Annotated in this window: 20 protein-coding genes, 1 pseudogene, 1 riboswitch and 1 other annotated feature; of the genes and pseudogenes, 11 read left to right on the top strand and 10 right to left on the bottom strand. The window is 33.3% G+C overall.

Annotated elements, in window-relative coordinates; translation table 11 throughout:
• Positions 1–2 precede the first annotated feature (2 nt).
• Positions 3–311 carry a cupin domain-containing protein gene (locus tag AT726_RS07225; RefSeq protein ID WP_068759300.1) on the bottom strand — a complete coding sequence of 103 codons (309 nt, stop codon included), beginning with the start codon at positions 309–311 and terminating at the stop codon, positions 3–5.
• 102 nt (positions 312–413) lie between these two features.
• Here AT726_RS07225 and AT726_RS07220 point away from each other — a divergent pair, with 102 nt between their 5' ends.
• On the top strand, positions 414–854 hold the full coding sequence (locus tag AT726_RS07220; protein ID WP_068759299.1) for a staygreen family protein: 441 nt from the start codon (positions 414–416) through the stop codon (positions 852–854).
• On the opposite strand, the gene AT726_RS07215 is transcribed toward AT726_RS07220, so the two are convergent.
• Together AT726_RS07215 and brnQ are read right to left on the bottom strand one after the other, a co-directional pair.
• A complete protein-coding gene (locus AT726_RS07215) occupies positions 851–1,423 on the bottom strand; it encodes a GNAT family N-acetyltransferase (RefSeq protein ID WP_055277268.1) in 573 nt (190 codons plus the stop codon). The two genes, AT726_RS07220 and AT726_RS07215, sit on opposite strands and share 4 nt — an antisense overlap.
• A 138-nt stretch (positions 1,424–1,561) precedes the next feature.
• A complete protein-coding gene (gene brnQ / locus AT726_RS07210) occupies positions 1,562–2,911 on the bottom strand; it encodes a branched-chain amino acid transport system II carrier protein (protein ID WP_068759298.1) in 1,350 nt (449 codons plus the stop codon).
• A 258-nt stretch (positions 2,912–3,169) separates the two neighbouring features.
• Positions 3,170–3,429: a binding site (T-box leader), on the bottom strand.
• A gap of 321 nt (positions 3,430–3,750) precedes the next feature.
• On the opposite strand from brnQ, the gene AT726_RS07205 reads away from it, so the two are divergent.
• From AT726_RS07205 to AT726_RS07195, 3 genes are all read left to right on the top strand, one after another.
• Positions 3,751–5,232, top strand: coding sequence for a YjjI family glycine radical enzyme (locus AT726_RS07205; RefSeq protein WP_055305300.1), 1,482 nt, complete (start codon positions 3,751–3,753; stop codon positions 5,230–5,232).
• Positions 5,232–6,065, top strand: coding sequence for a YjjW family glycine radical enzyme activase (locus AT726_RS07200; RefSeq protein WP_055277688.1), 834 nt, complete (start codon positions 5,232–5,234; stop codon positions 6,063–6,065). The genes AT726_RS07205 and AT726_RS07200 overlap by 1 nt, the downstream gene beginning before the upstream one ends.
• Before the next feature lie 134 nt (positions 6,066–6,199).
• Positions 6,200–6,583, top strand: a complete 384-nt coding sequence (locus AT726_RS07195; protein WP_055305298.1) for a hypothetical protein — start codon at positions 6,200–6,202, stop codon at positions 6,581–6,583.
• 466 nt (positions 6,584–7,049) lie between these two features.
• Here the strand turns inward: AT726_RS07195 and thiD are convergent.
• Together thiD and aac(6') are read right to left on the bottom strand one after the other, a co-directional pair.
• Positions 7,050–7,469, bottom strand: a pseudogene (thiD, locus tag AT726_RS13200) (bifunctional hydroxymethylpyrimidine kinase/phosphomethylpyrimidine kinase).
• A gap of 21 nt (positions 7,470–7,490) precedes the next feature.
• Entirely contained in the window at positions 7,491–7,943 is a 453-nt protein-coding gene (gene aac(6'), locus AT726_RS07185) for an aminoglycoside 6'-N-acetyltransferase (RefSeq protein WP_055245245.1), read from the bottom strand.
• Positions 7,944–8,270: 327 nt separating this feature from the next.
• Here aac(6') and AT726_RS07180 point away from each other — a divergent pair, with 327 nt between their 5' ends.
• On the top strand, positions 8,271–9,101 hold the full coding sequence (locus AT726_RS07180; protein WP_055245244.1) for an AraC family transcriptional regulator: 831 nt from the start codon (positions 8,271–8,273) through the stop codon (positions 9,099–9,101).
• Positions 9,102–9,114: 13 nt separating this feature from the next.
• Positions 9,115–9,753, top strand: a complete 639-nt coding sequence (locus AT726_RS07175; RefSeq protein ID WP_055277512.1) for a nitroreductase family protein — start codon at positions 9,115–9,117, stop codon at positions 9,751–9,753.
• Between the two features lie 287 nt (positions 9,754–10,040).
• On the opposite strand, the gene AT726_RS07170 is transcribed toward AT726_RS07175, so the two are convergent.
• Entirely contained in the window at positions 10,041–10,625 is a 585-nt protein-coding gene (locus tag AT726_RS07170; RefSeq protein WP_068759297.1) for a helix-turn-helix domain-containing protein, read from the bottom strand.
• Between the two features lie 546 nt (positions 10,626–11,171).
• Positions 11,172–11,230: riboswitch (Fluoride riboswitch) on the top strand.
• Positions 11,231–11,269: 39 nt separating this feature from the next.
• Here AT726_RS07170 and AT726_RS07165 point away from each other — a divergent pair.
• Positions 11,270–12,502 (top strand): cation:proton antiporter domain-containing protein, encoded by a 1,233-nt coding sequence (locus AT726_RS07165; RefSeq protein WP_237297020.1) that lies wholly within the window; start codon positions 11,270–11,272, stop codon positions 12,500–12,502.
• A gap of 45 nt (positions 12,503–12,547) precedes the next feature.
• Here AT726_RS07165 and AT726_RS07160 read toward each other — a convergent pair whose 3' ends face one another.
• Together AT726_RS07160 and AT726_RS07155 are read right to left on the bottom strand one after the other, a co-directional pair.
• Positions 12,548–13,723, bottom strand: a complete 1,176-nt coding sequence (locus AT726_RS07160) for a NupC/NupG family nucleoside CNT transporter (protein ID WP_068759296.1) — start codon at positions 13,721–13,723, stop codon at positions 12,548–12,550.
• A gap of 18 nt (positions 13,724–13,741) precedes the next feature.
• Positions 13,742–14,392 (bottom strand): deoxynucleoside kinase, encoded by a 651-nt coding sequence (locus AT726_RS07155; RefSeq protein WP_237252655.1) that lies wholly within the window; start codon positions 14,390–14,392, stop codon positions 13,742–13,744.
• 459 nt (positions 14,393–14,851) lie between these two features.
• Between AT726_RS07155 and AT726_RS07150 the strand changes: the two genes are divergently transcribed.
• On the top strand, positions 14,852–15,886 hold the full coding sequence (locus AT726_RS07150) for an IS4 family transposase (RefSeq protein ID WP_443079923.1): 1,035 nt from the start codon (positions 14,852–14,854) through the stop codon (positions 15,884–15,886).
• Between the two features lie 63 nt (positions 15,887–15,949).
• Positions 15,950–16,285 (top strand): hypothetical protein, encoded by a 336-nt coding sequence (locus AT726_RS13600; RefSeq protein ID WP_443079922.1) that lies wholly within the window; start codon positions 15,950–15,952, stop codon positions 16,283–16,285.
• Positions 16,286–16,883: 598 nt separating this feature from the next.
• Here the strand turns inward: AT726_RS13600 and AT726_RS07140 are convergent.
• Positions 16,884–17,372 (bottom strand): YbhB/YbcL family Raf kinase inhibitor-like protein, encoded by a 489-nt coding sequence (locus tag AT726_RS07140; RefSeq protein ID WP_068759295.1) that lies wholly within the window; start codon positions 17,370–17,372, stop codon positions 16,884–16,886.
• Positions 17,373–17,468: 96 nt separating this feature from the next.
• Complete coding sequence (locus tag AT726_RS07135; RefSeq protein ID WP_055277502.1) at positions 17,469–17,723, bottom strand: hypothetical protein; 255 nt, start codon at positions 17,721–17,723, stop codon at positions 17,469–17,471.
• Positions 17,724–18,159: 436 nt separating this feature from the next.
• Here AT726_RS07135 and AT726_RS07130 point away from each other — a divergent pair, with 436 nt between their 5' ends.
• A complete protein-coding gene (locus AT726_RS07130) occupies positions 18,160–18,852 on the top strand; it encodes an ABC transporter ATP-binding protein (RefSeq protein WP_055245238.1) in 693 nt (230 codons plus the stop codon).
• Positions 18,853–18,854: 2 nt separating this feature from the next.
• Positions 18,855–19,661, top strand: coding sequence for a hypothetical protein (locus AT726_RS07125; RefSeq protein ID WP_068759294.1), 807 nt, complete (start codon positions 18,855–18,857; stop codon positions 19,659–19,661).

Raw genomic sequence — 19,661 nt, 5'->3', positions numbered from 1 at the left:
ACTTAATCTAATGACTCTGAAATGGTCACTAATATTTCACTTTCTAATGTAGCAAGGACATCATGTTCTACCCTAGCATCAAAGGATAAAAAATCTCCAGTTAATAACTCATAGCTTTGACCATCACTAAAACTCATTCCTATTTCGCCTTTAATCACATAAATGGTCGCATATCCATTATGACTATGTTTCGGTAATCCTCTCCCGACATCAAACTTAAAATACACCGTACGGAACTTAGAATTACTTGCGATCACTCGTTGAGCCTCATTTAAGCTTTTCAACTTATAAAATTGATTTTGTTCACTCATAATAGACCTCCATTTCATCAACCTTAGTATGCTTCATGACCATCATGTTATGAATGACCAAAACTAGGCAACCATCATACAATAGACTAAGGAGGAGATGATATGAGTACTTTTAACCCAAATAAATTGTGGATTAACTATCGCTTGTCTAATCTAAATCAAATTCAACCAAGAAGATATACGTTAACACATTCCGATGAGACAGGTGAATTATTTTTAGTCATTGGATCTGATTTTGCTTACGAGAAGTTCACAACAATGCGAGATGAGGTGGCGGCAGAGTGGATGACGAATAGCTCAGGTCAATATTATTTTTATGTTTACATTCGTGTAGATGGAATTGATGGCACCAAATCATCGACTAAACGAAATGAAATTTTTATGAAAGAACTCCCTTTAGCATTGAGTGCTATCAAACATGGCGATCCTCATCTCTTTCATCTTTACCCACAATTTGAAAATGCCCCTATTTATGTGTTCTTTCAATCACAAGATTCAAAATTAAATCGAACCGAATGCTTCGGTTCTTTTAAAGACTATTAAAGCATTTTAACGAAACCAGTACACTCATGAACTCGTTTGTATCTTTTCTTTATCATGTCCCAATCCGTCCCTGTATATTGACAGAATGACTGGACTGGAATCAGTCCTGAAACTTGTGATCGAATCCCATTATTTCCATTTACATAGACGTGTAAATATGTACTTAATTTCATAAATTGTTGCTTTAGGTACCAACGTTGCACCCATTTGTCATCACGGGTCCATGCTTCAAGATAAGTAATCTGTTTTTCCTTTAATCTTTTTTGTGCCTCATTCAACAAAGAAGTGCCAATTCCTTTACGGCGATAATCTGGATGTACAGCTAAATGCCAAATCATAGCCCCTAACGTCTCATGTGCTGTGCAAATAGCATTTGGTTCTTCTTCACACTCAATATCAAGCAATCCTATAACAACTCCGTTTTCTACTGCGACCAATTCAATAGACGGATGTTGATATCTTTCCTTCTCTCTTGCCACAATGTCATAATAAGCCGTATCTAAAAAAGATAACACGCGACAACGTACCCAACTGGTTTCATCTTCTATTTGATAATCCCTAATTTCCATTTAGCTCTCCCCTATCTATATAAAAAACATTAGAATCTCTAGATACTACATATACTTTCATTATACTCACTTGCATCATGAATCATGTTTTTCTTTCTATACATAAAAGAGGTATCGCTAACGATACCTCTTTTCATTTTACTCTTCTACATATTTAACTTTTGTTGTTTGGTTTGATGTTGATAACTGGAAAACTTTATCCATGACAACTGTCACAACAATAGCTCCGAGAGCTAACGTTACCCATCCTAATCCTTGTTTATATAACGGAAGGTATTCACACCATGTTGTTAAAGCTCCTAAACGAATATTTACTTGATTTAAGGCATCTACCACACTTATGACTCCAGTGACTAAGATTGTTACACTATAAACTAAACGACTTTCATTAATAAATCGATTCATCATCGCTAAAACGATTAACATGATCGCCACTGGATAAATCGCATTTAAGATTGGAACCGAAATTGAAAGGATTTGATTTAATCCCATGTTAGCTAAAGTAAAACTTGCAAAAGCCAACACCGTCGCCCATACTTTATAGCTCATTTTTGGAGTTAACGAAGCAAAATATTGTCCACAAGATGTGATTAGACCAACACATGTTGTTAAACATGCTAGTGTGAAAACAACTGCTAGTAGGAGAGCCCCTTGCGTTCCAAAGATATAAGTCATAACATACGTTAACGTTTGTGCTCCATTTTCAGTTGCTCCGTAAATAGCTCCACTCATTGCACCTAAATGTCCTAAAATCGAATAGATGGCAACTAATAATCCACCTGCAATTAACCCGGCTTTAACGGTCGTTCTAACAACTGCTTTTTCTTCTTCTAATCCTTTAGTTTTAATCGCTAAAGCAATGACAATCCCAAAGTTTAAAGCTGCAATTGTATCCATTGTTAAATACCCTTCTAAAAAACCTTTAACAAATGGCGTCGTTGCATAATCCCCTGTTGGTTCTCCATAACCACCTAGTGGTTTAATAAGTGATCCTACAAAGATAACTGCAATTAAAGTTAAAAGAGTTGGGGTTAACACCTTTCCCATGCGATCGACTAATTTAGTTGGTGCTAAAGCTAACCAGTAAGCCACACAGAAAAAAACAGCTGTAAATAAGAAACGTGCTAAAGTCACTGAAAATTCTGCTGGTAAATAAGGAGCGACTGCCATTTCAAAGGGTAAACTTCCTGCACGAGGAATTCCGAGCCCTGGTCCAATTGATAAATAAATTAAGACGGTAAATACAGAAGCAAAGACCGGGTTCACACGGTTAGCTAGATTATATAACCCCTTTGACTTAGCAACAGCAACAACTCCAAGTACGGGAAATCCAACCGCTGTAATAAAAAATCCTAACATTGAAACCCACATCTCTGTTCCTGCACTTTGTCCAAGAAACGGTGGAAAAATTAAGTTTCCTGCTCCAAAAAATAATGAAAATAACATTAAACTAACTAATAATAAATCTTTTCTTGATAATTTATTCATGAAAATGCCTCCCTTGTGGATTAATCTTTGTTCCCCCAAAGACTAATCTCTAACTTTGATTTTCTAGATTTTACTCGATAATATCACCTAAAATATCAGACTCCAATTGAATCACTCCCTTCAAATACTTAACAACCTTTCAATCAAAAAAACTTTTCTCATTCCTAAAACAGCTACATAGTAAGTAGTAAAGATCTTCACCTTCCTCAATCAATGAGATAATTTCAGAGAATAAAAAAAATCCCATGAATATAACATTCATGGGACGAAAAATTCTCCGTGGTACCACCCAAATTCTATAAGCTAAAAAAGCTCATAGCACTCTATACGTCTCACCTATTTCAAGGTTTTAACGGCTTTTTTTGATAACGGGAAAAGACACCCGATAAGACTTACTCTTGGTTCAGCCTTACTTCTCAGAGATGATTTTCAGTTAATCCGTGACCATCGACTCTCAGCAAACGTCGACTCTCTGTGAGATATTAAACTAACTTACTCTTTCTCTTCAACGAATTTGATTTCTTGTTGTGATTATCTTAACACCCCCTAGACACAAAGTCAACACAACTTTTACATTTTATTCCATTTAGTTATTAAATTACTAATAACCTACTCTGATTAAAACGTGTCTATAAAAACAATACTTTCTACATGAAATAACTCAAAAGATATTCCTCTACTTAACATAATGACTATTAACCAATACATTCTATCCATTCTTAGCCTTTATATGGATTTTTTTTCGTATAGTGAATATCTAGTGTGAAATGTTATAATGTAATCTTACCCTGCGGTCATTAATACCCTGGGTGTTGAATATTAACTATGAGGTGAGATTTATGACTGGTGTTGAACAAATTGTTAAGGATACAACTTTAACATTTGAACAAAAAGTCGTGGCATTAGCGCGTTATGCTGAAAATAGTGTTCAAGTCTTAAATATTTCAGAAGAAACACAAGCGTTACGTGATGCGGGAATTATTTGTGATTTATTTGAGGGAAATGTTCCATATCGTCCACGCTATATTCTTCCTAACTATGAGAAATTCATGAAAGAAGGATGCCAATTCTTACAACTAAATCCTCCTAAAAACATTTGGGAAGCAACAAACTACTTATTAATTTTCTATAAGCATGTTCCTTCGATTACAACAATGCCTGTATATATTGGAAACATTGATTACTTATTAGAACCATTCATTACAGATGAAGAAGAGGCTAAATTAGCAATTCGTTTATTCTTCACACAATTAGATCGCACAATTACAGACTCATTCTGTCATGCTAACTTAGGTCCAAAACCGACAAAAGCAGCTAAGATTATTTTAGAAGTGGAACGCGAACTAGAAAACGCCATTCCTAATTTAACGTTAAAATATAATGAAGAAACACCAGACGATTTAGCTATTGAAGCGATTAAAACTGCTTTAGTAACAGCTAAACCAAGTTTCGCTAACCATGCGATGTTCACTGAAGATTTAGGTGATTACGGAATTGCAAGTTGTTATAACGGTCTTCATGTTGGTGGAGGGGCCCACACATTAGTACGTATGCGCCTTTCAAAACTAGCGGAAACAGCAACTGATATCGATGATTTCTTCAACAATAAATTACCTCATGCCATGACTTGTATGGCAAACTATATCAATGAGCGCATTCGATACATCGTTGAAGAAAGTACATTCTTTGAAACAAACTTCTTAGTTAAAGAAGGATTCATTTCAAAAGATCGTTTTACTTCAATGTTTGGATTAGTAGGACTTGCTGAGTGTGTGAATACTTTATTAAAAGCGGAAAAATTAGAAGATAAATTTGGTCATTCACAGATTGCAGATGATTTAGGTGTGCGTATCATGGATGCCATGGAAGACTTCATCAATAACTTTGAAAGTAAACATTGTACTGTGACAAATGAGCGCTTATTATTACATGCTCAAGTTGGAATCGGTGATGACATTAATACAAGCCCAGGTTCTCGTATCCCAATTGGAGAAGAACCAGAGTTGTGGAAACATTTAAAACAAACGGCTCGTTTCCACAAATACTTCCCATCAGGGGTTGGGGATATCTTCCCATTCGAATTAAATGCAGCCAATAATCCTGAATTTATTTTAAATATCATTCAAGGGGCATTTAAAGAAGGAATGCGTTACTTCTCACTTTACTCATCAGATGCAGATGTGATTCGTATTACAGGATACCTTGTTAAACGTAGCGAAATTGCAAAATTAGATCAAGGAATTGCTACACTTCAAGATACCGTTGTGCTTGGACAAGGACAAGTTCGTAATGGAAAAGTGTACGAGCGAAAAGTACGCTAATGAACGGTTATTTAAATAAAATCATTCCTTTCAGTTCTGTTGACGGCCCTGGAAATCGTACCGCCATCTTTTTACAAGGATGTAATTTTGACTGCGTCTACTGCCATAACCCTGAAACCATTAATCATTGTATTAACTGTAGTTTCTGCGTCAGTTTCTGCCCGGTTGAAGCACTATCTGTCAATCGTGAAGAACGACGTGTTCTTTTCAATCCAGCACTTTGTGTTGAGTGCGATGCCTGCACGAAAAAATGTCATCGTAACAGTACTCCTAAATATAAAGTCCAATCAGCCGATGACATCATGAAAGAAATTGAAAACTATCGTCCATTTATTCAAGGGATTACTGTTTCTGGCGGTGAGTGTACACTACAAGCTCCATTTTTAATTGAGCTTTTCACCAAAGCAAAAGAAATTGGATTAACATGCTTCATTGATACCAATGGATCAACGGATTTAAGGGAGCATCCTGAACTAATGGCTTTGACAGATGGGATTATGCTTGATATAAAAGTATGGGATAAAGAAACTCATCGAAAATATATAAAAGCTGATAACGATATGGTCCTTAAAAATTTAGACTACCTTGTGGATTGTGGAAAACTTTATGAAGTTCGTACGGTTATTGTGCCTGAACTCTTTAATAATGAGGAAACCATTCGTGAAGTCTCTAAAAAAATTAGTGGACATAATATTCGTTATAAGCTGATTAAATATCGTCATCTCGGTGTTCGCAAAAATCATCTAAATATGCAAACTCCAACTAATGACGACATGAAAAACTTAGAATCTATCGCTCATAACTTAGGCGTTTTAAATACAATTATTGTTTAACTTAAAACGGAAGTAAGCCTAATTGCTTACTACCGTTTTTTTATCTTTTTAAGAGCTCTTAGTGAAGGCTTTTTATGATGACCTATCTTTTTATACTAAATTTGTAGTATAATGCTTTAAAAGGTGGTGCTATCATGACAATCCGTATTCAAAAATTAACCTTTTGGTTTTACATTTGGTTCTTCTGCTCATTATCGTATTTATCGAGTTTAGGAATCTCTTTAAATCAACCGAGTATCGTGATTCTAACACAGCTTCTTTTATTCCTGATTTTCTTAGGAATCTCATTAGTTGTACTTTCTAAACGCCAAAAAGAAATTAAAGAGTTAAAAAAAGCTCCTTCATTTCAGGCTCTTTATCGTCGTGAAATAATAACAGCTTGCATTGTTGCATTCAGTAGTGTGATTGATATCTTTTTCTTAACTAATATTTCTAAACTTATTTACTTAATTGCAGTATTTTATCACTTATATTGGTTTATTAAAAATTATTCATTATCAACAACTACCAACAAGTAAAATAAACCTCTATCAACTATCGATAGAGGTTTATTTATTATCCATCAGTCACTCTCAGATTAATTTATTTCGTTTAACGACAAAGAAAATTAAAGGTGTAAATTTAAAATAGTTACCTTATTATAACTTCCCTAGTGATAATCTCCACTTATAATGATAGCCGTCTAAGTATTTACTCACTTTATCTTACAATTCTATGTTACAATTTAATTAAATCTATTTTCACTACTCTTCACTTATATGCCTGTCATTTCCTTATCCCTCAGTGCATATCATTTATATTGGATATATAAAAACGATTGAATCTATCGTCCTGAATCTTTATAAAAGGAAGTGGTATTATGGGGTGGTTTAATGGAAGAACAGCCGCAATCTGCATTATTCTATTTATTGTATTCGCCCTACTATACACAGACTTCTTCGATGACATAAAAAGATGAGACTAAAACTGGTCTCATCTTTTTTACTATTTAATAATATACGTATGATCAAGTGGGCCATTCCCTTGGCCTAAATCTAATCCTTGTTTCAATGCTCCTGTAATATAATCTTTCGCAAATTTAACACTATCTTGTAGTGAACATCCCGCTGCTAAATGGCATGCAATGGCCGATGATAAGGTGCATCCTGTCCCATGTGTATTTTCAGTCAACACACGTTCACTATTGAATCAATACTCTTGTTCATTAGCATAGAGTAAATCATCCGCATCACTCACAGAGTGTCCACCTTTAACTGAAACGCCTCCGTTTAATTGGCCTGAAATAGTTTTTGCTGCATTTATCATGTCTGCTTTTGAAGTGATTTTAAATCCGCATAACACCTCAGCCTCTAAAAGGTTAGGTGTTATAATTGTGGCTAACGGGAGAAGTTGATGAATGAGCACATCCGTGGTATTTAATAAAAATTAATACGATTCGCCTTTTAATGGTTTTGTAAAACAGATAATACGATTCGCTTCTTCAAACCCAACACAACGATGAAAGTTTAGGCTTTCTTCACTAGATAATTCACAGTCACTTGCTAATTCTTCACATCCTTGTTCACGTGCCCATTTTTCACATGCAGCTAATAATTGTTTTGCACCACCTTGTTGACGATAATTCTCAACAACGAAGATTCCTTCTAAGTATCCAACTGGACTACTATGTGTCCCTTCTACATAATCATGTCTTAAATTAACCTGAGCAAAACCAATGGTTTCATTTTTATCAAGTGCTAAAAAGTAGGCTCCTTTATTCTCTTGTATTGTTTCTGAAATTTTTAGTGCCATAGCGTGCATTGAGTGATGGGGCCATAAAACTAACGCTAATCTCGCTACATCTAATACATCATTTAAATTTGCTTGTTTAATGTTCATAAAGTCTCCCTCCTAACCCTTTCAAGACTACTCTCGTTGTGGTCTGTTTTAATATGATTTATACAATTTATCTCTTTAAAATTGTATAAATTATCAATCTTAACCATAAAGTTATACAAATAAAAATCTCATACAGTTTTGTTACTACTAATATTACAATATCTACTTCCTCTATATGTAATCGATTACACACTTAATTAATATAAAAACGCATCCACTAATAACAGTCAATATTATACAATATATATAAAAGTGCTTTCAATCAATATACATAAAGCCATTAAATTATGATATAATGACTTCAGATATGGAGGGGGGATATTTAAAATGTATTGTTTTAAACCAAAAGCGGATTATTCTAGATTAGATTTTATGCTTTATCACTGTGGTAACAATGATTGTGAAAAGAACCAATCATGGGGGCCTGGAATTCGTGATTATTATAGCCTATATTATGTAACAGAGGGGTCAGGCTTTTTAACGATCGATGGACAGGATTATACAATCGTAGAAGGAACTTGCTTTCTAATTCCACCACAAGTTATTGTTAGTTACAGACCAGATTTATTGAATCCATGGTCCTATCATTTTATTGGATTTAATGGTCAAGCCGTGGATGATTACTTAGCACGTATTGGATTATCTGTCTCATCTCCTATTTCAAATTGTGAGAATGGTAAGAAAGTTGAAGCTTGTTTTGAGTACATTCTCGAATCAGTTAACCATCCAAAGAGTGCAGATTTACAAGCTATTAGCGGATTCTATGCTTTAATTGGAACACTCTGTGATCATACTGAACCACAAATCCCTAGAATTCAAACAATCAGTCGCCAAGCTGACTATATTCGTCAAGCTATTGAATATATTGAAACAAATTATTCACGTCAAATTACAGTTGAGGAAATCTCAAATCATGTTGGAATCAACCGAAAGTACTTAACTAAATTATTCAATGAGAAAATGGATAATTCTCCAAAGAATTATCTCATTCAATATCGAATTAATAAAGCTTGTCGTCTATTAAAACAATCAACATTAAGTATTCAAGAAGTTTCGCACTCTGTTGGATATACAGATGCACTTGTATTCTCAAAAATCTTCAAAAAAGTTGTAGGAACTTGCCCACGAGAATACCGTAGTGCGAACTTTACATCTTAATAAAGGAGTCGTTATGGCAAACTTAGATTTTATTTATAAGCGTAAAAGTATTCGTAAATTTAAAAATCAATCCATTCCAAAAGAAGATATCTTAACTTTATTAGATGCAGCTACTCATGCTCCATCACCAAAGAATCAACAGAATTGGCACTTCGTTGTGTTACAAAATCGTGACATTATCAAAAAACTCACTGAAATCGTCTCTGAAAGTCATATTGCTATTGCTGAAATAGCTCGTTCTGAAACAGAAAAAACACACTATATGAAATTATTAAAATACTATACTCTATTTCAACATGCACCTGTTGTTATTATCGTGTACGCTAATGACTATGACATGATTGAGTATGATATTTTAAAAGCAAATGGAGCCAGTGAACAACGCTTAGCTGAAATCATGGCACCTCAATCAGCAGCTCAAGGAATTGGAGCGGCTGTTGAAAACTTCTTATTAGCTGCTACAGAAATGGGATATGGAGCTTGTTACATGACGGGCCCAACACACGCTAAAAATAGAATTGAAACATTAATTAATTTTAACAAGCCTGGTTATCATCTTATGTCTTTAATTGCTTTAGGCGTTCCTGAGGAAAATACGCCCCCTGCACCTAAACGTAAACCACTTGAAGAAGTAGTAACCTTCATTGACTAATAAAAAAAGATGACTTGATGTCATCTTTTTTTGTTAGTATTATTTAAAAATGCTAGCATTTCATTTTATTGTTCTAATACAAAGATAGCAGCTTATAAATCTCTCCTCTGTTCAAAATACATTTCAAATTGAGCATGGTCACCTATGCTATGTAGTGGGTTTACAAACTCATAGCTTTCTTCCGCTGATAGGGAATGGGTCACCTACCATTTTCGAAAAAAATGTATCCTCAATTACTAGGGCTTTAAAGCTTTCGCTATATTAAAAACTTATCTGGAGTTATATAGCTAAATAACCTGATAAAATAAACCGTGTTTTTTACAATAGAAATAAAGCTTCCCATGTTTACGTTTTTGGAATCTAAATTGCATATGCCACTCAGGGTATTGTTTACTCATTAAGATAGTGTCTCCTGTAACAAAAGCGGTGAAGGTAATGTAGTGCTCTTTTGTCATTTCATGATTAGATGTAACGTATAATTCTCCGTCAATTTCTTCAATGCTTAGTTCATGTCCAGCCTCTACCTTTTTTGGTACTAATGCTTGTAATGTTTTTCCACAGCAAGATAAACTTGCTTCTGCTGTTGCTGTCATTAAATTTCCACACTGTGGACATTCATAAAATTTTAAGTTTCTCATATTTCCTCCTATTTGTTCATTAATTTTCAACTCTCCGGCTAATAGATGATCGACACTGACTCCTAAAATAGTTGCAAGTTCAGGTAATAACGAGACGTCTGGGCACCCTAATCCTCGTTCCCATTTACTAATGGTTTTATCACTTATATTCATTAATTGGGCCACTTGCTTTTGCGTCATATTTTTTTCTTTTCGTAATTTATAAATCAACACACCAATTTTTTGACAATCCATCATTCTAGCCTCCTTTCAATTCCTATCAAAAACTAAAGCACACCCTATATCATTTTAACAACTTTTAGGTCTTATTCAATAAACGCTTCGTAGAATTAAGGATAATCAAAGAAACTAGCCCAACTGTAAAACTATTTTTTAGTCGGAATCAATGAAATAACCTAATTACTTTTGGCGTCTAGGTTAGGATTAAATATTTTAAAGTCACCTATTCATCCTTTCCCAAGCACTGTTAAATGAAAATGACAAAGCGCAATTTCTAAATCAATATACTAATACACCTTCTGCTTCTAATACAGTTATCGGTGGATTAAAGTCTTGGTTAAAAAATAGCTTGGAGAACTCTAATCCCGGTATAAATTTTGATCAATTGATTCAAAATATAATCTCCCCCAATACAGTATTTGATTTCCTTGAAAACTTATCATATATCATAGAACCATTCAAAGCTCTAATAAAGTGATCAGACTAATAATTGATTAATTTTAATTCTATCCTCTTTTTATTTTTTATTTACATTTTAATAGTCACATCATATAATAAGAGTATTGAATAGGCGATGGAGTTCGCCATTAACCGCGAAAGCTAATGACTCCTACTCTTTAATTCTTTTTATTGTGGATTAAAGAGTAGGAGTCTTTTTTGTGAGTTATCAGTTAGGAGGTAAAGATATGACACTTATCATTGTATTAATTAGCTTATTGATTATCGGAATATTAGCTCATTATAGTGGGAAACTTATTGAATATATTAAGTTACCCTCTTTAATTGGAATGATGCTTATTGGGATGTTAATTGGTCCATCATTCCTAAACTTAGTACCAGATGCCACACTAACTATTGCACCAACACTAAAAGATATTGCCCTAGTAACCGTGCTATTTATTGGAGGATTAGGGATTAGTGTAGCCCAAATGAAACAAATCGGTCGCCCTGCCATCTTATTAAGTGCTATTCCAGCAACACTCGAAGGGTTTACAATCGCATTAATGGCTATGTTATTTCTTAAATTTAGTTTTATTCAGGGAGCTATTTTAGGATTTATTATTGCAGCTGTAAGTCCAGCTGTTTTAATTCCATCAATGATTGATCTAATTAATCGTAAAGTTGGTCAGGATAAAGCTATTCCTCAAATGCTTCTCGTTGGCGCAAGTGCAGACGATACCATTGCTATTACTTTGTTCACTACTTTTTTAGGTATTTATATGCAAACAACAAGTGGTGAAGCTATTTCTATTCCCATGCAACTGTTAATGATTCCATTAACTATCATCATCAGTGTAGCAGTTGGATTTATCGTATATAAGCTTTCAAAACCAATCATTGAAAAGATTTCTTCATCGATTGGGAAAGTCATCGTCGCGTTTGGATTGTGTTTATTGATGCGAGCCATAGAAAAATATTTTCATCTTGAAATCTTTAATTCATTATTAACTGTCATGATTTATGGGTTCTTTATTCGTAACTATGTTGTGGATAGTTCCCAAATGATTCTTAACCAAATGAATCGTATTTGGAAAACTGGTAAACTTTATTTATTTGCCTTTGTAGGAATGGCAATTAATCCAACATTAGTTGGAGAATTTTTCTTGATTGGATGTGGAATTCTAGCTATCTCATTAAGTGTACGCTCAATTGGTGTGTTAATCTCATTAATCGGGACTAACTTATCATTTAAAGAACGTATCTTTTGTGTCATTGCTTACCTCCCTAAAGCAACGGTTCAATCCGCCAAAGCTGCCATTCCAATGCAAATGGGAGTTGCTGGTGGAGAAATTATGCAGGCTATCGCTATTTTAAGTGTGTTAATTACTGCCCCAATTGGTGCCATTGGAATTAAATTAACAAGTGACCGTTTACTTCAAACAGAAAATTAAAAAGGGTTAACGATTTATCATCGTTAACCCTTTTTCTTATTTATTTTATAAAAAGATTCCTAAAATAGCGCCTGTTAATAAAGTTGAAATTGTTCCACAAATTAATGCTTTAATTCCTAGTGTTGCAACCTCACCTTTACGTTCAGGTGCTAGTGACGCAAATGCACCGACTTGAATTCCAATAACTGAGAAGTTCGCGAAGTTACACAATACGACCGATAAGATTGCAATCGTTCGAGGGGATAACACGTTTATAACATCAACCATTTCTCCATAAGCAACAAATTCATTTATACTTAGCTTCGTTCCAATTAATGAAGCAAAAGTAAATGCCTCGTCTGGTGGAATATGAAATAAGTAAGCAACTGGTAAAAAGACGTAACCGAATAATGTTGATAGACTTACCCCAAATAATCCTAAAAAGGCATTCACGATGGCAATAAGTCCAACAAAGGCAATTAAACTTGCACCAACATTAAGAGCTAATCCAAGTCCATTACTCGTTCCTTCTGAAATAGCCTCAAACAATGTTTCAGCTTCAGAACCAACAATTTCAGTATTTGCTGTTTTTGACGTTTCTGTTTCAGGCAACATCATTTTTGAAATCATTAAGGTACTAAATGGAACAGTAAAGACTGCGATTAATAAATATTTGATATCAATTCCCATCATACTATATCCACCTAAAATACTCGCTGAGGCGGAACCAAAACCACCGACCATGACAGCAAATAGTTCTGATTTTGTTAACTTCGGTAAATAAGGTTTAATGACTAATGGCGCCTCTGTTCCACCTAAAAAACTATTAACTACTGCACAAAAAGTTTCAACTTCTGTAGTCTTCATTAAACGTGCAATAAACTTCCCAACATATTTCACTAAAAATGGGATGATTTTTAAAAAGTATAATACTGAAATTAATGCTGACGTAAAAACGATAAGCGATAAAACATTAATAGCAAACACATATCCTTCAGCAATTCCTCCAAAGACAAAGTCCACACCTTCCATTCCCATTTGAATAAGGTTATTCACACTAAGAGCTAATTTCTCTAATAAAAACTGGCCGACTGGTATTTTGATCACAAAGAAAATTAAAATTACTTGTAATAAAAATCCCATCACAACTGTTTGTAAATTAATTTTCTTCCTATCTGTGGATAAAATAAATGCTAATACTAATAAACAAATAACTGCAATTAAACTAAAGATGCTATTCATGCTGCACGCTACTTTCTATTAACGGTTGCGAATCTCGTTTAATTTTTCTTCAATCATTGATAAAACTTTTTTCTTATCTTCTTCATTATTAACATAATCAATTTCATCAATATTGATGACAAGTACTTCGCTAGCATCGTAATGTTGCTCAATCCAGTTGTCGTATCCTTTCCATAACTCATAGTAATAAGATACTAATCCTTCATCTAATTCATATTCACGTCCACGTTTTTTGATACGTTCAATAATTGTTTCAAAGCTTCCTGATAAATAAATCATTAAGTCTGGCGCTTTTTTGGGTAATCCTTTTAATTCCTCCATCATGTTGTCTAAAAGGGATTCATATAAACTAAATTCTAATTCTGAAATACGACCTAGTTCTTTATTAACTTTAGCAAAATACCAATCTTCATAAATACTACGATCTAGTACATTATTATCATGAACTAAAGCTTCTTTAATACTTTTAAAACGGGTATTTAAAAACCATAATTGTAATAAAAACGGATAACGTTTCGCTTGGATTTCCTCTTCTGATGCTGTATAAAATAACGGTAAAATTGGATTATCATCCACACTCTCATAAAATACTTCTGAATTAAAATGCTCTGCAACAAGTTCTGCTAAACTTGTTTTCCCAGCTCCAATCATAGCTCCAATTGTAATCAACATTCTTCACCCTTACCTTTCATAAACTTACATAAAAATACAATAGTTTTTTTGAGATAGCAACTCTTAGATAACGCCCCTCAAAAAATAGCACGGTTTAAATCATAGCACAAAAAAACAACAAAATCACACATAATATTCTGTCCAAATTTCACCATAATTTTTTATCCACAAGTTATTTTTTGACAAAAAAATCATCTTCCCCTTTGCAAAGAAAACGATTACAAACTGCGTTTTTCAATCTCCTATTTTGTCAAGAAAAAATTAAAATTTACTCTTTTTTAAACGACCAACTCAACTTTCTCAGTTGAAAAATAATCATACCTCCTTAATCTTCTAAAGGAGGGCATCTATCGAGTATCGCTCTTGACAATTTATTCTTTTTACTGGATGACATAAAAAAGACATCCTTTCTGGAAATACTAATGGTAACCAGCCAATAGAAAGGATGTCATCATTATGTTACCACCATTTAAAGAATTTATGCTTTTACCCAAAGAAATGCAAGCAACTTTTTCTGAACTAAAAATCAGTTCCCATTTACGCCAAGCGAACATTAAAAAATCTAAGGGGTTCTCTTGTCTTTACCTCTTTACGTTGATTTTTCTATTAACTTTTCATCATAGAACGTGGTTTCAATCTAAATTCTGTGATCGTAAAGCTTCTGATTTACCAGGAAAAGATGTGGTCTACCGCTTTTTAAGTACCTCTACTTACAATTGGCGTCGCTTCTTGCTTTCTTTAAGCTCTTACGTGATTTCACTTTGTACGAAACTCACAACGGATGATCGTGTTAATGTTTTAATTGTCGATGACTCTTTATTTGAACGTCATCGTAGTAAAAAAGTAGAGCTACTTTCAACGGTTTATGATCATGTCAGTCATAAGTATCTCAAAGGATTTCAACTGTTAACGCTTGGGTGGTCAGATGGTTATTCATTTATCCCCTGTAACTTTTCATTAATGGTAAGTGCGAAGAAGTTACTAGTCAATCTTTCATCAGAGATCGATAAACGCAGTAGTGGATATAAGCGTCGTATAGAAGCATTAGTAGATAAACCCACTGCTACGCTAAACTTGGTGAAACAAACGTTATCTCAAGGCATAGTAGCTGATTACCTCTTAATGGATTCGTGGTTCACAGAAGCTCCCTTAATTAAAGAAGTGATGAATGAGGGGCTTGATGTCATTGGGATGGTTAAAAAGACTTCTAAACGATTTTATCAGTATAAAGGAAAGAAATTTCCACTTCAAACATTGATAACACACTGTAACGTCAATCAAAAGATATTTTCTCATCAAGAGGGAAGTCTAGGATCGATTCAAGTTAAATTAAATAACGGTATTCCAGTTAAGATCGTCTTCATTCGTCATCGAAAATATAAAACAGAGTGGTTAGCGATTTTAAGTACAAACACAAGTTTAAGTGATGAAGAAATCATTAGAATCTATGGTTACCGTTGGGTCCCCTGGCGATTATCGGAGATAATCTAATCTTCCACTGCTAGGGAATGGGACATTGAAGTGTTTTTTAAGTGCAATAAATCTCACTTAAAATTGAATAAAGAATTTCAATTTCGTTCATATGACTCAATGATTGGACATACAACGATTGTTTTTACACGTTATATCTTTTTAGCGTGGGAGAATCGTAAAACGAACGACCCTAAAACATTAGGAATGATTTTTTATGACTATTGCTCAGAAGTCAAAGATGTGGATTTAGAAACAGCATTAAAAGGACTTTTAACGATGGTTCAAGAAATCATCGACCTAGGAGAAAGAGAAATTACAATTAACACAGAAGTAGTAAAAAAACAATTAGACAATTGGATGATGACTTTACCTAATTACATCAAGGGGTTATTAGGCTTTTCGTTGTGCGAAAGTTGAGCGACCAATTTAAAATAAAATTTTATTTATCCACAAGCAAAAAAATTAAATAAAGCTGTGTTTCATCGACAATTTTATAGATAGATGATTTGTTAAAATTCATGTTATTCAATAACTATTAATGGAAAGGGAGAACATGATTATGTATCAACTATTAAAAACTCTTAGATTTATTAGTATTATCGGTAGCATTACTAATATTTTTCTCTTATTATTGAATCTGTCGATTATTCTTATCTTTAATTCACTCGAACATATTTTAGCTCTTTCTTGGAAAAGCTTTTTTATTATTACAATGATAACTTTAATATCTTCTATCCTAGGATACTTCTTACACGGACAAAAAATAAAGATAAAGAAAAGAGTCCATAATGAATAACCCAGTTGCCTAAAAACTTAATTAAATAATACATAGCCTCTCTTGTATGACGTCTGCTTCTTGTTGTATTCCAGTATTTAAAAAAGTTGTATTCATAAATTCTCTCCTAAATAGATAATAAACACCCCTTGGATACATTTGACTAATTGTTAAATAATTTTATTTTTTCTATTAAGATTATAAAAAGCTCCTAGAGATTATCTTTTAGGAGCTTTTACGTTAATTCTTATAAATACCTTTTAAAGTGGCTTGATCTAAAATATGCCCATCCATTTGATGATACAACTCGTTATAGTTGAATCCTTGTTTTAAATCAAGCATTGTGTCTAACGCATAGACATGAATTTCATAAACATGTGGTGCATCTGGTGGCGCCATTCCACCGTAATAATTACAGGCTTCTACTGGGGTACCGTCACTTATCCAGCTATTAACACCTTGAATAAAATCAGTCGCACTTTGGCTTTCATTTTCTTGAAGTTGTGTTTTTGTAATATTGGCAGCTGTCCAATGAATCCATGAGAAACCACAGACTGGAAATGCATCCTTATCTTCTAAAACTAATGCATACGAAACGGTATTAGCCGGTGCATCTTCAATTTTTAAAGGTAACGAAACAGTCGGCATCTCATACTCATTCATTGGTCCACGTTTCCCGTAACGATCATGAATGACACCATTGACAATACCTTGACTACTTAACTTCATTAAATCATCTCCTTTCAACACTGTCTTTATTATACCTAACGCTGAATTAAATTAATACTTCATCGTAAAAAAAGTCACTCAGGAAGAGTGACTTAATTAATCTTTAAGAATCCAAACTTTTTCATAAACTTGACCAAATTCAATGTCACAAATAAAGCCATTACGGTCACATAAATAAAGTTTATTTGTAATTGGATCTTTTTTTAATTGACCTGAAAGAAAAACCATCTCATCATAACACTCGACTTGAAGTTTTTCCCCTAATTTTACACGTTCAATAAATTCACGAGTAAAATAGTCATGAATGTGTAACTCATCATTATTCACAACAAATAAAACATCATTAAACATTAAACAACACCTCTGCTATTGTCAAAAATATTTCTTTATAAAACAAGTTATCATTTCTTCTTCACCTGAAATTAAAACTTGGTATTACCTAATTCATAACTATAACACATAGTAAAATACAAATTAAGCAATATGCTAAGCAAATAGATTTCATGAAAAAAGCTAAGTCAGTTTTTTACTGACTTAGCTTTTTGTTTAAAGGAATGAAAAAACTCTCTACTACAGGTACTTAAGTTTATAATTATAATATTTACCTCAACAGAATCACTCAAAGATTTTATTTAAGGTATTCTCTTTCTTTAACGTATATTTTCTCCTATTCCCCCCATTAAGAAATTCTTAAGATTTTCTTCATAATTTTGTTACGTATTTCTTAATATTTACACTTTATACTGAGTTTAGGATTTAATTGTGAGAATTAAAAAGGAGGATCTTCATGCTAGAGCTGAAAAATGTAACGAAGCGTTATGGAAGAAAAGTTGTACTTGATGACGTTTCAATAGAGTTTAAAAAGGGATATATTACTTGTTTACTTGGTTTAAATGGGGTTGGAAAAAGTACAACAATGAAATCAATTATGAGATTAATTCCAATTAATAAAGGTGAAATTTTAGTTGATGGAGAGAAAATTACTCAAAAAAATATTAATAAAATAGCATACGTGCCTGATATTCCAATTCATGATCTAGGATGGACAGTTCCACAAAACTTAGAGTTTGCTAAAGTCTTTTATCCAGGATTTGATACCGAAAAAGCTGAACGTATGATTCAATTGTTTAAAGTCCCAACAGATAAAAAACTAAAGGAATTATCTAAAGGAAATTTAGCCCGTTTTAATATTATTGTAGGAATGTGTCAAAAAGCACCTTATATTTTATTAGATGAGCCATTTAGTGGAATCGACGTTTTTACACGTCAATCATTCATTAGTATGTTAAAGTCTGAATTTTTAGATGAAGGTCAAACCGTCGTAATTACTACTCATGAAATCGATGAAGTTCAAGATATAGCAGACTATGTTGTTTTATTAGAAGAAGGTCAAGTCTTTGCTAATTTCTCTAAGGCTGATGCACAAGCTGAAGGGTTAACTATCGTTGAAAAAATGAGAACTTTATATTGTGAGGTGTAATAATGAAATTTCTAACATTAATCGAAATTGAAATTAAAAAAATCCTACCTTGGTTGGGCACTTTATTTATCGGACTAACAGCTTTATCAACTGGAATGTTCTATCGCTCGATTGGTAATTACAAAAATAAGATGCTACCTGAAATCATGAGTAGCTCAGTTTCAGAATATGTACAATCTAATGGAAAGCTAAGCTTAGTTCAAATTTTTGATAGTACAGCTTTCTTGCCCTTATCCTATATTTTTGCTGCTATCCTTTTAGTTTGTGTTGCCTTCTACTTATGGTATAAAGAATGGTTTGGAGCATCTAAACGTATTTATATGCTTCTTTCTTTAAAAGGACAACGTTTCTCAATTTTCTTATCTAAGTTAGTCATTATCCTATTGTCTGTTTTTTGTTTTTATGGGGTAATCTTGATTAACTTAGGTATTGGCGCTTTGTTGATGAATGCTTTACTGCTTGATGGAACGGTAGCTAATCAATTAATGACAACGATGTTACAAAAATCTTATTTTATTGGGATGATATTACCACTCTCTATCAGTGATTTTATCTATAAGATAGCGTTTATTATCTTAATGTTTAGTCTCATTTCAGTTTTTGTCTTATGCGATCGTTCAAAAAAAATCTTTGGATTAATTGCTGGGGCTATTTTTGGCATCGCTAATATCGCCTTGTTTATTTATACAAAAACATTGTATTTATATATCGATGAGCGATTTTTTGTTGATTATGGATTTGTCTTTGGAATGAGTACCGTTAGTATTTTAATTTGCGCATGGCTTTTAAATAAAAAAGTTTCAATTTAG

The sequence above is a fragment of the Turicibacter sp. H121 genome, assembly GCF_001543345.1.
Taxonomy (GTDB): domain Bacteria; phylum Bacillota_I; class Bacilli_A; order MOL361; family Turicibacteraceae; genus Turicibacter; species Turicibacter bilis.
Note: the sequence above shows the minus strand (reverse complement) of the source record. Positions and strands in the feature narration are given on the sequence as shown.

Bases quoted from the DNA above. Each gene is read 5' to 3' on its own strand.
- AT726_RS07225 (WP_068759300.1), bottom strand. From the start codon at position 311: ATGAGTGAACAAAATCAATTTTATAAGTTGAAAAGCTTAAATGAGGCT.
- AT726_RS07220 (WP_068759299.1), top strand. From the start codon at position 414: ATGAGTACTTTTAACCCAAATAAATTGTGGATTAACTATCGCTTGTCT.
- AT726_RS07215 (WP_055277268.1), bottom strand. From the start codon at position 1,423: ATGGAAATTAGGGATTATCAAATAGAAGATGAAACCAGTTGGGTACGT.
- brnQ (WP_068759298.1), bottom strand. From the start codon at position 2,911: ATGAATAAATTATCAAGAAAAGATTTATTATTAGTTAGTTTAATGTTA.
- AT726_RS07205 (WP_055305300.1), top strand. From the start codon at position 3,751: ATGACTGGTGTTGAACAAATTGTTAAGGATACAACTTTAACATTTGAA.
- AT726_RS07200 (WP_055277688.1), top strand. From the start codon at position 5,232: ATGAACGGTTATTTAAATAAAATCATTCCTTTCAGTTCTGTTGACGGC.
- AT726_RS07195 (WP_055305298.1), top strand. From the start codon at position 6,200: ATGACAATCCGTATTCAAAAATTAACCTTTTGGTTTTACATTTGGTTC.
- AT726_RS07180 (WP_055245244.1), top strand. From the start codon at position 8,271: ATGTATTGTTTTAAACCAAAAGCGGATTATTCTAGATTAGATTTTATG.
- AT726_RS07175 (WP_055277512.1), top strand. From the start codon at position 9,115: ATGGCAAACTTAGATTTTATTTATAAGCGTAAAAGTATTCGTAAATTT.
- AT726_RS07170 (WP_068759297.1), bottom strand. From the start codon at position 10,625: ATGGATTGTCAAAAAATTGGTGTGTTGATTTATAAATTACGAAAAGAA.
- AT726_RS07160 (WP_068759296.1), bottom strand. From the start codon at position 13,723: ATGAATAGCATCTTTAGTTTAATTGCAGTTATTTGTTTATTAGTATTA.
- AT726_RS07150 (WP_443079923.1), top strand. From the start codon at position 14,852: ATGTTACCACCATTTAAAGAATTTATGCTTTTACCCAAAGAAATGCAA.
- AT726_RS07140 (WP_068759295.1), bottom strand. From the start codon at position 17,372: ATGAAGTTAAGTAGTCAAGGTATTGTCAATGGTGTCATTCATGATCGT.
- AT726_RS07135 (WP_055277502.1), bottom strand. From the start codon at position 17,723: ATGTTTAATGATGTTTTATTTGTTGTGAATAATGATGAGTTACACATT.
- AT726_RS07130 (WP_055245238.1), top strand. From the start codon at position 18,160: ATGCTAGAGCTGAAAAATGTAACGAAGCGTTATGGAAGAAAAGTTGTA.
- AT726_RS07125 (WP_068759294.1), top strand. From the start codon at position 18,855: ATGAAATTTCTAACATTAATCGAAATTGAAATTAAAAAAATCCTACCT.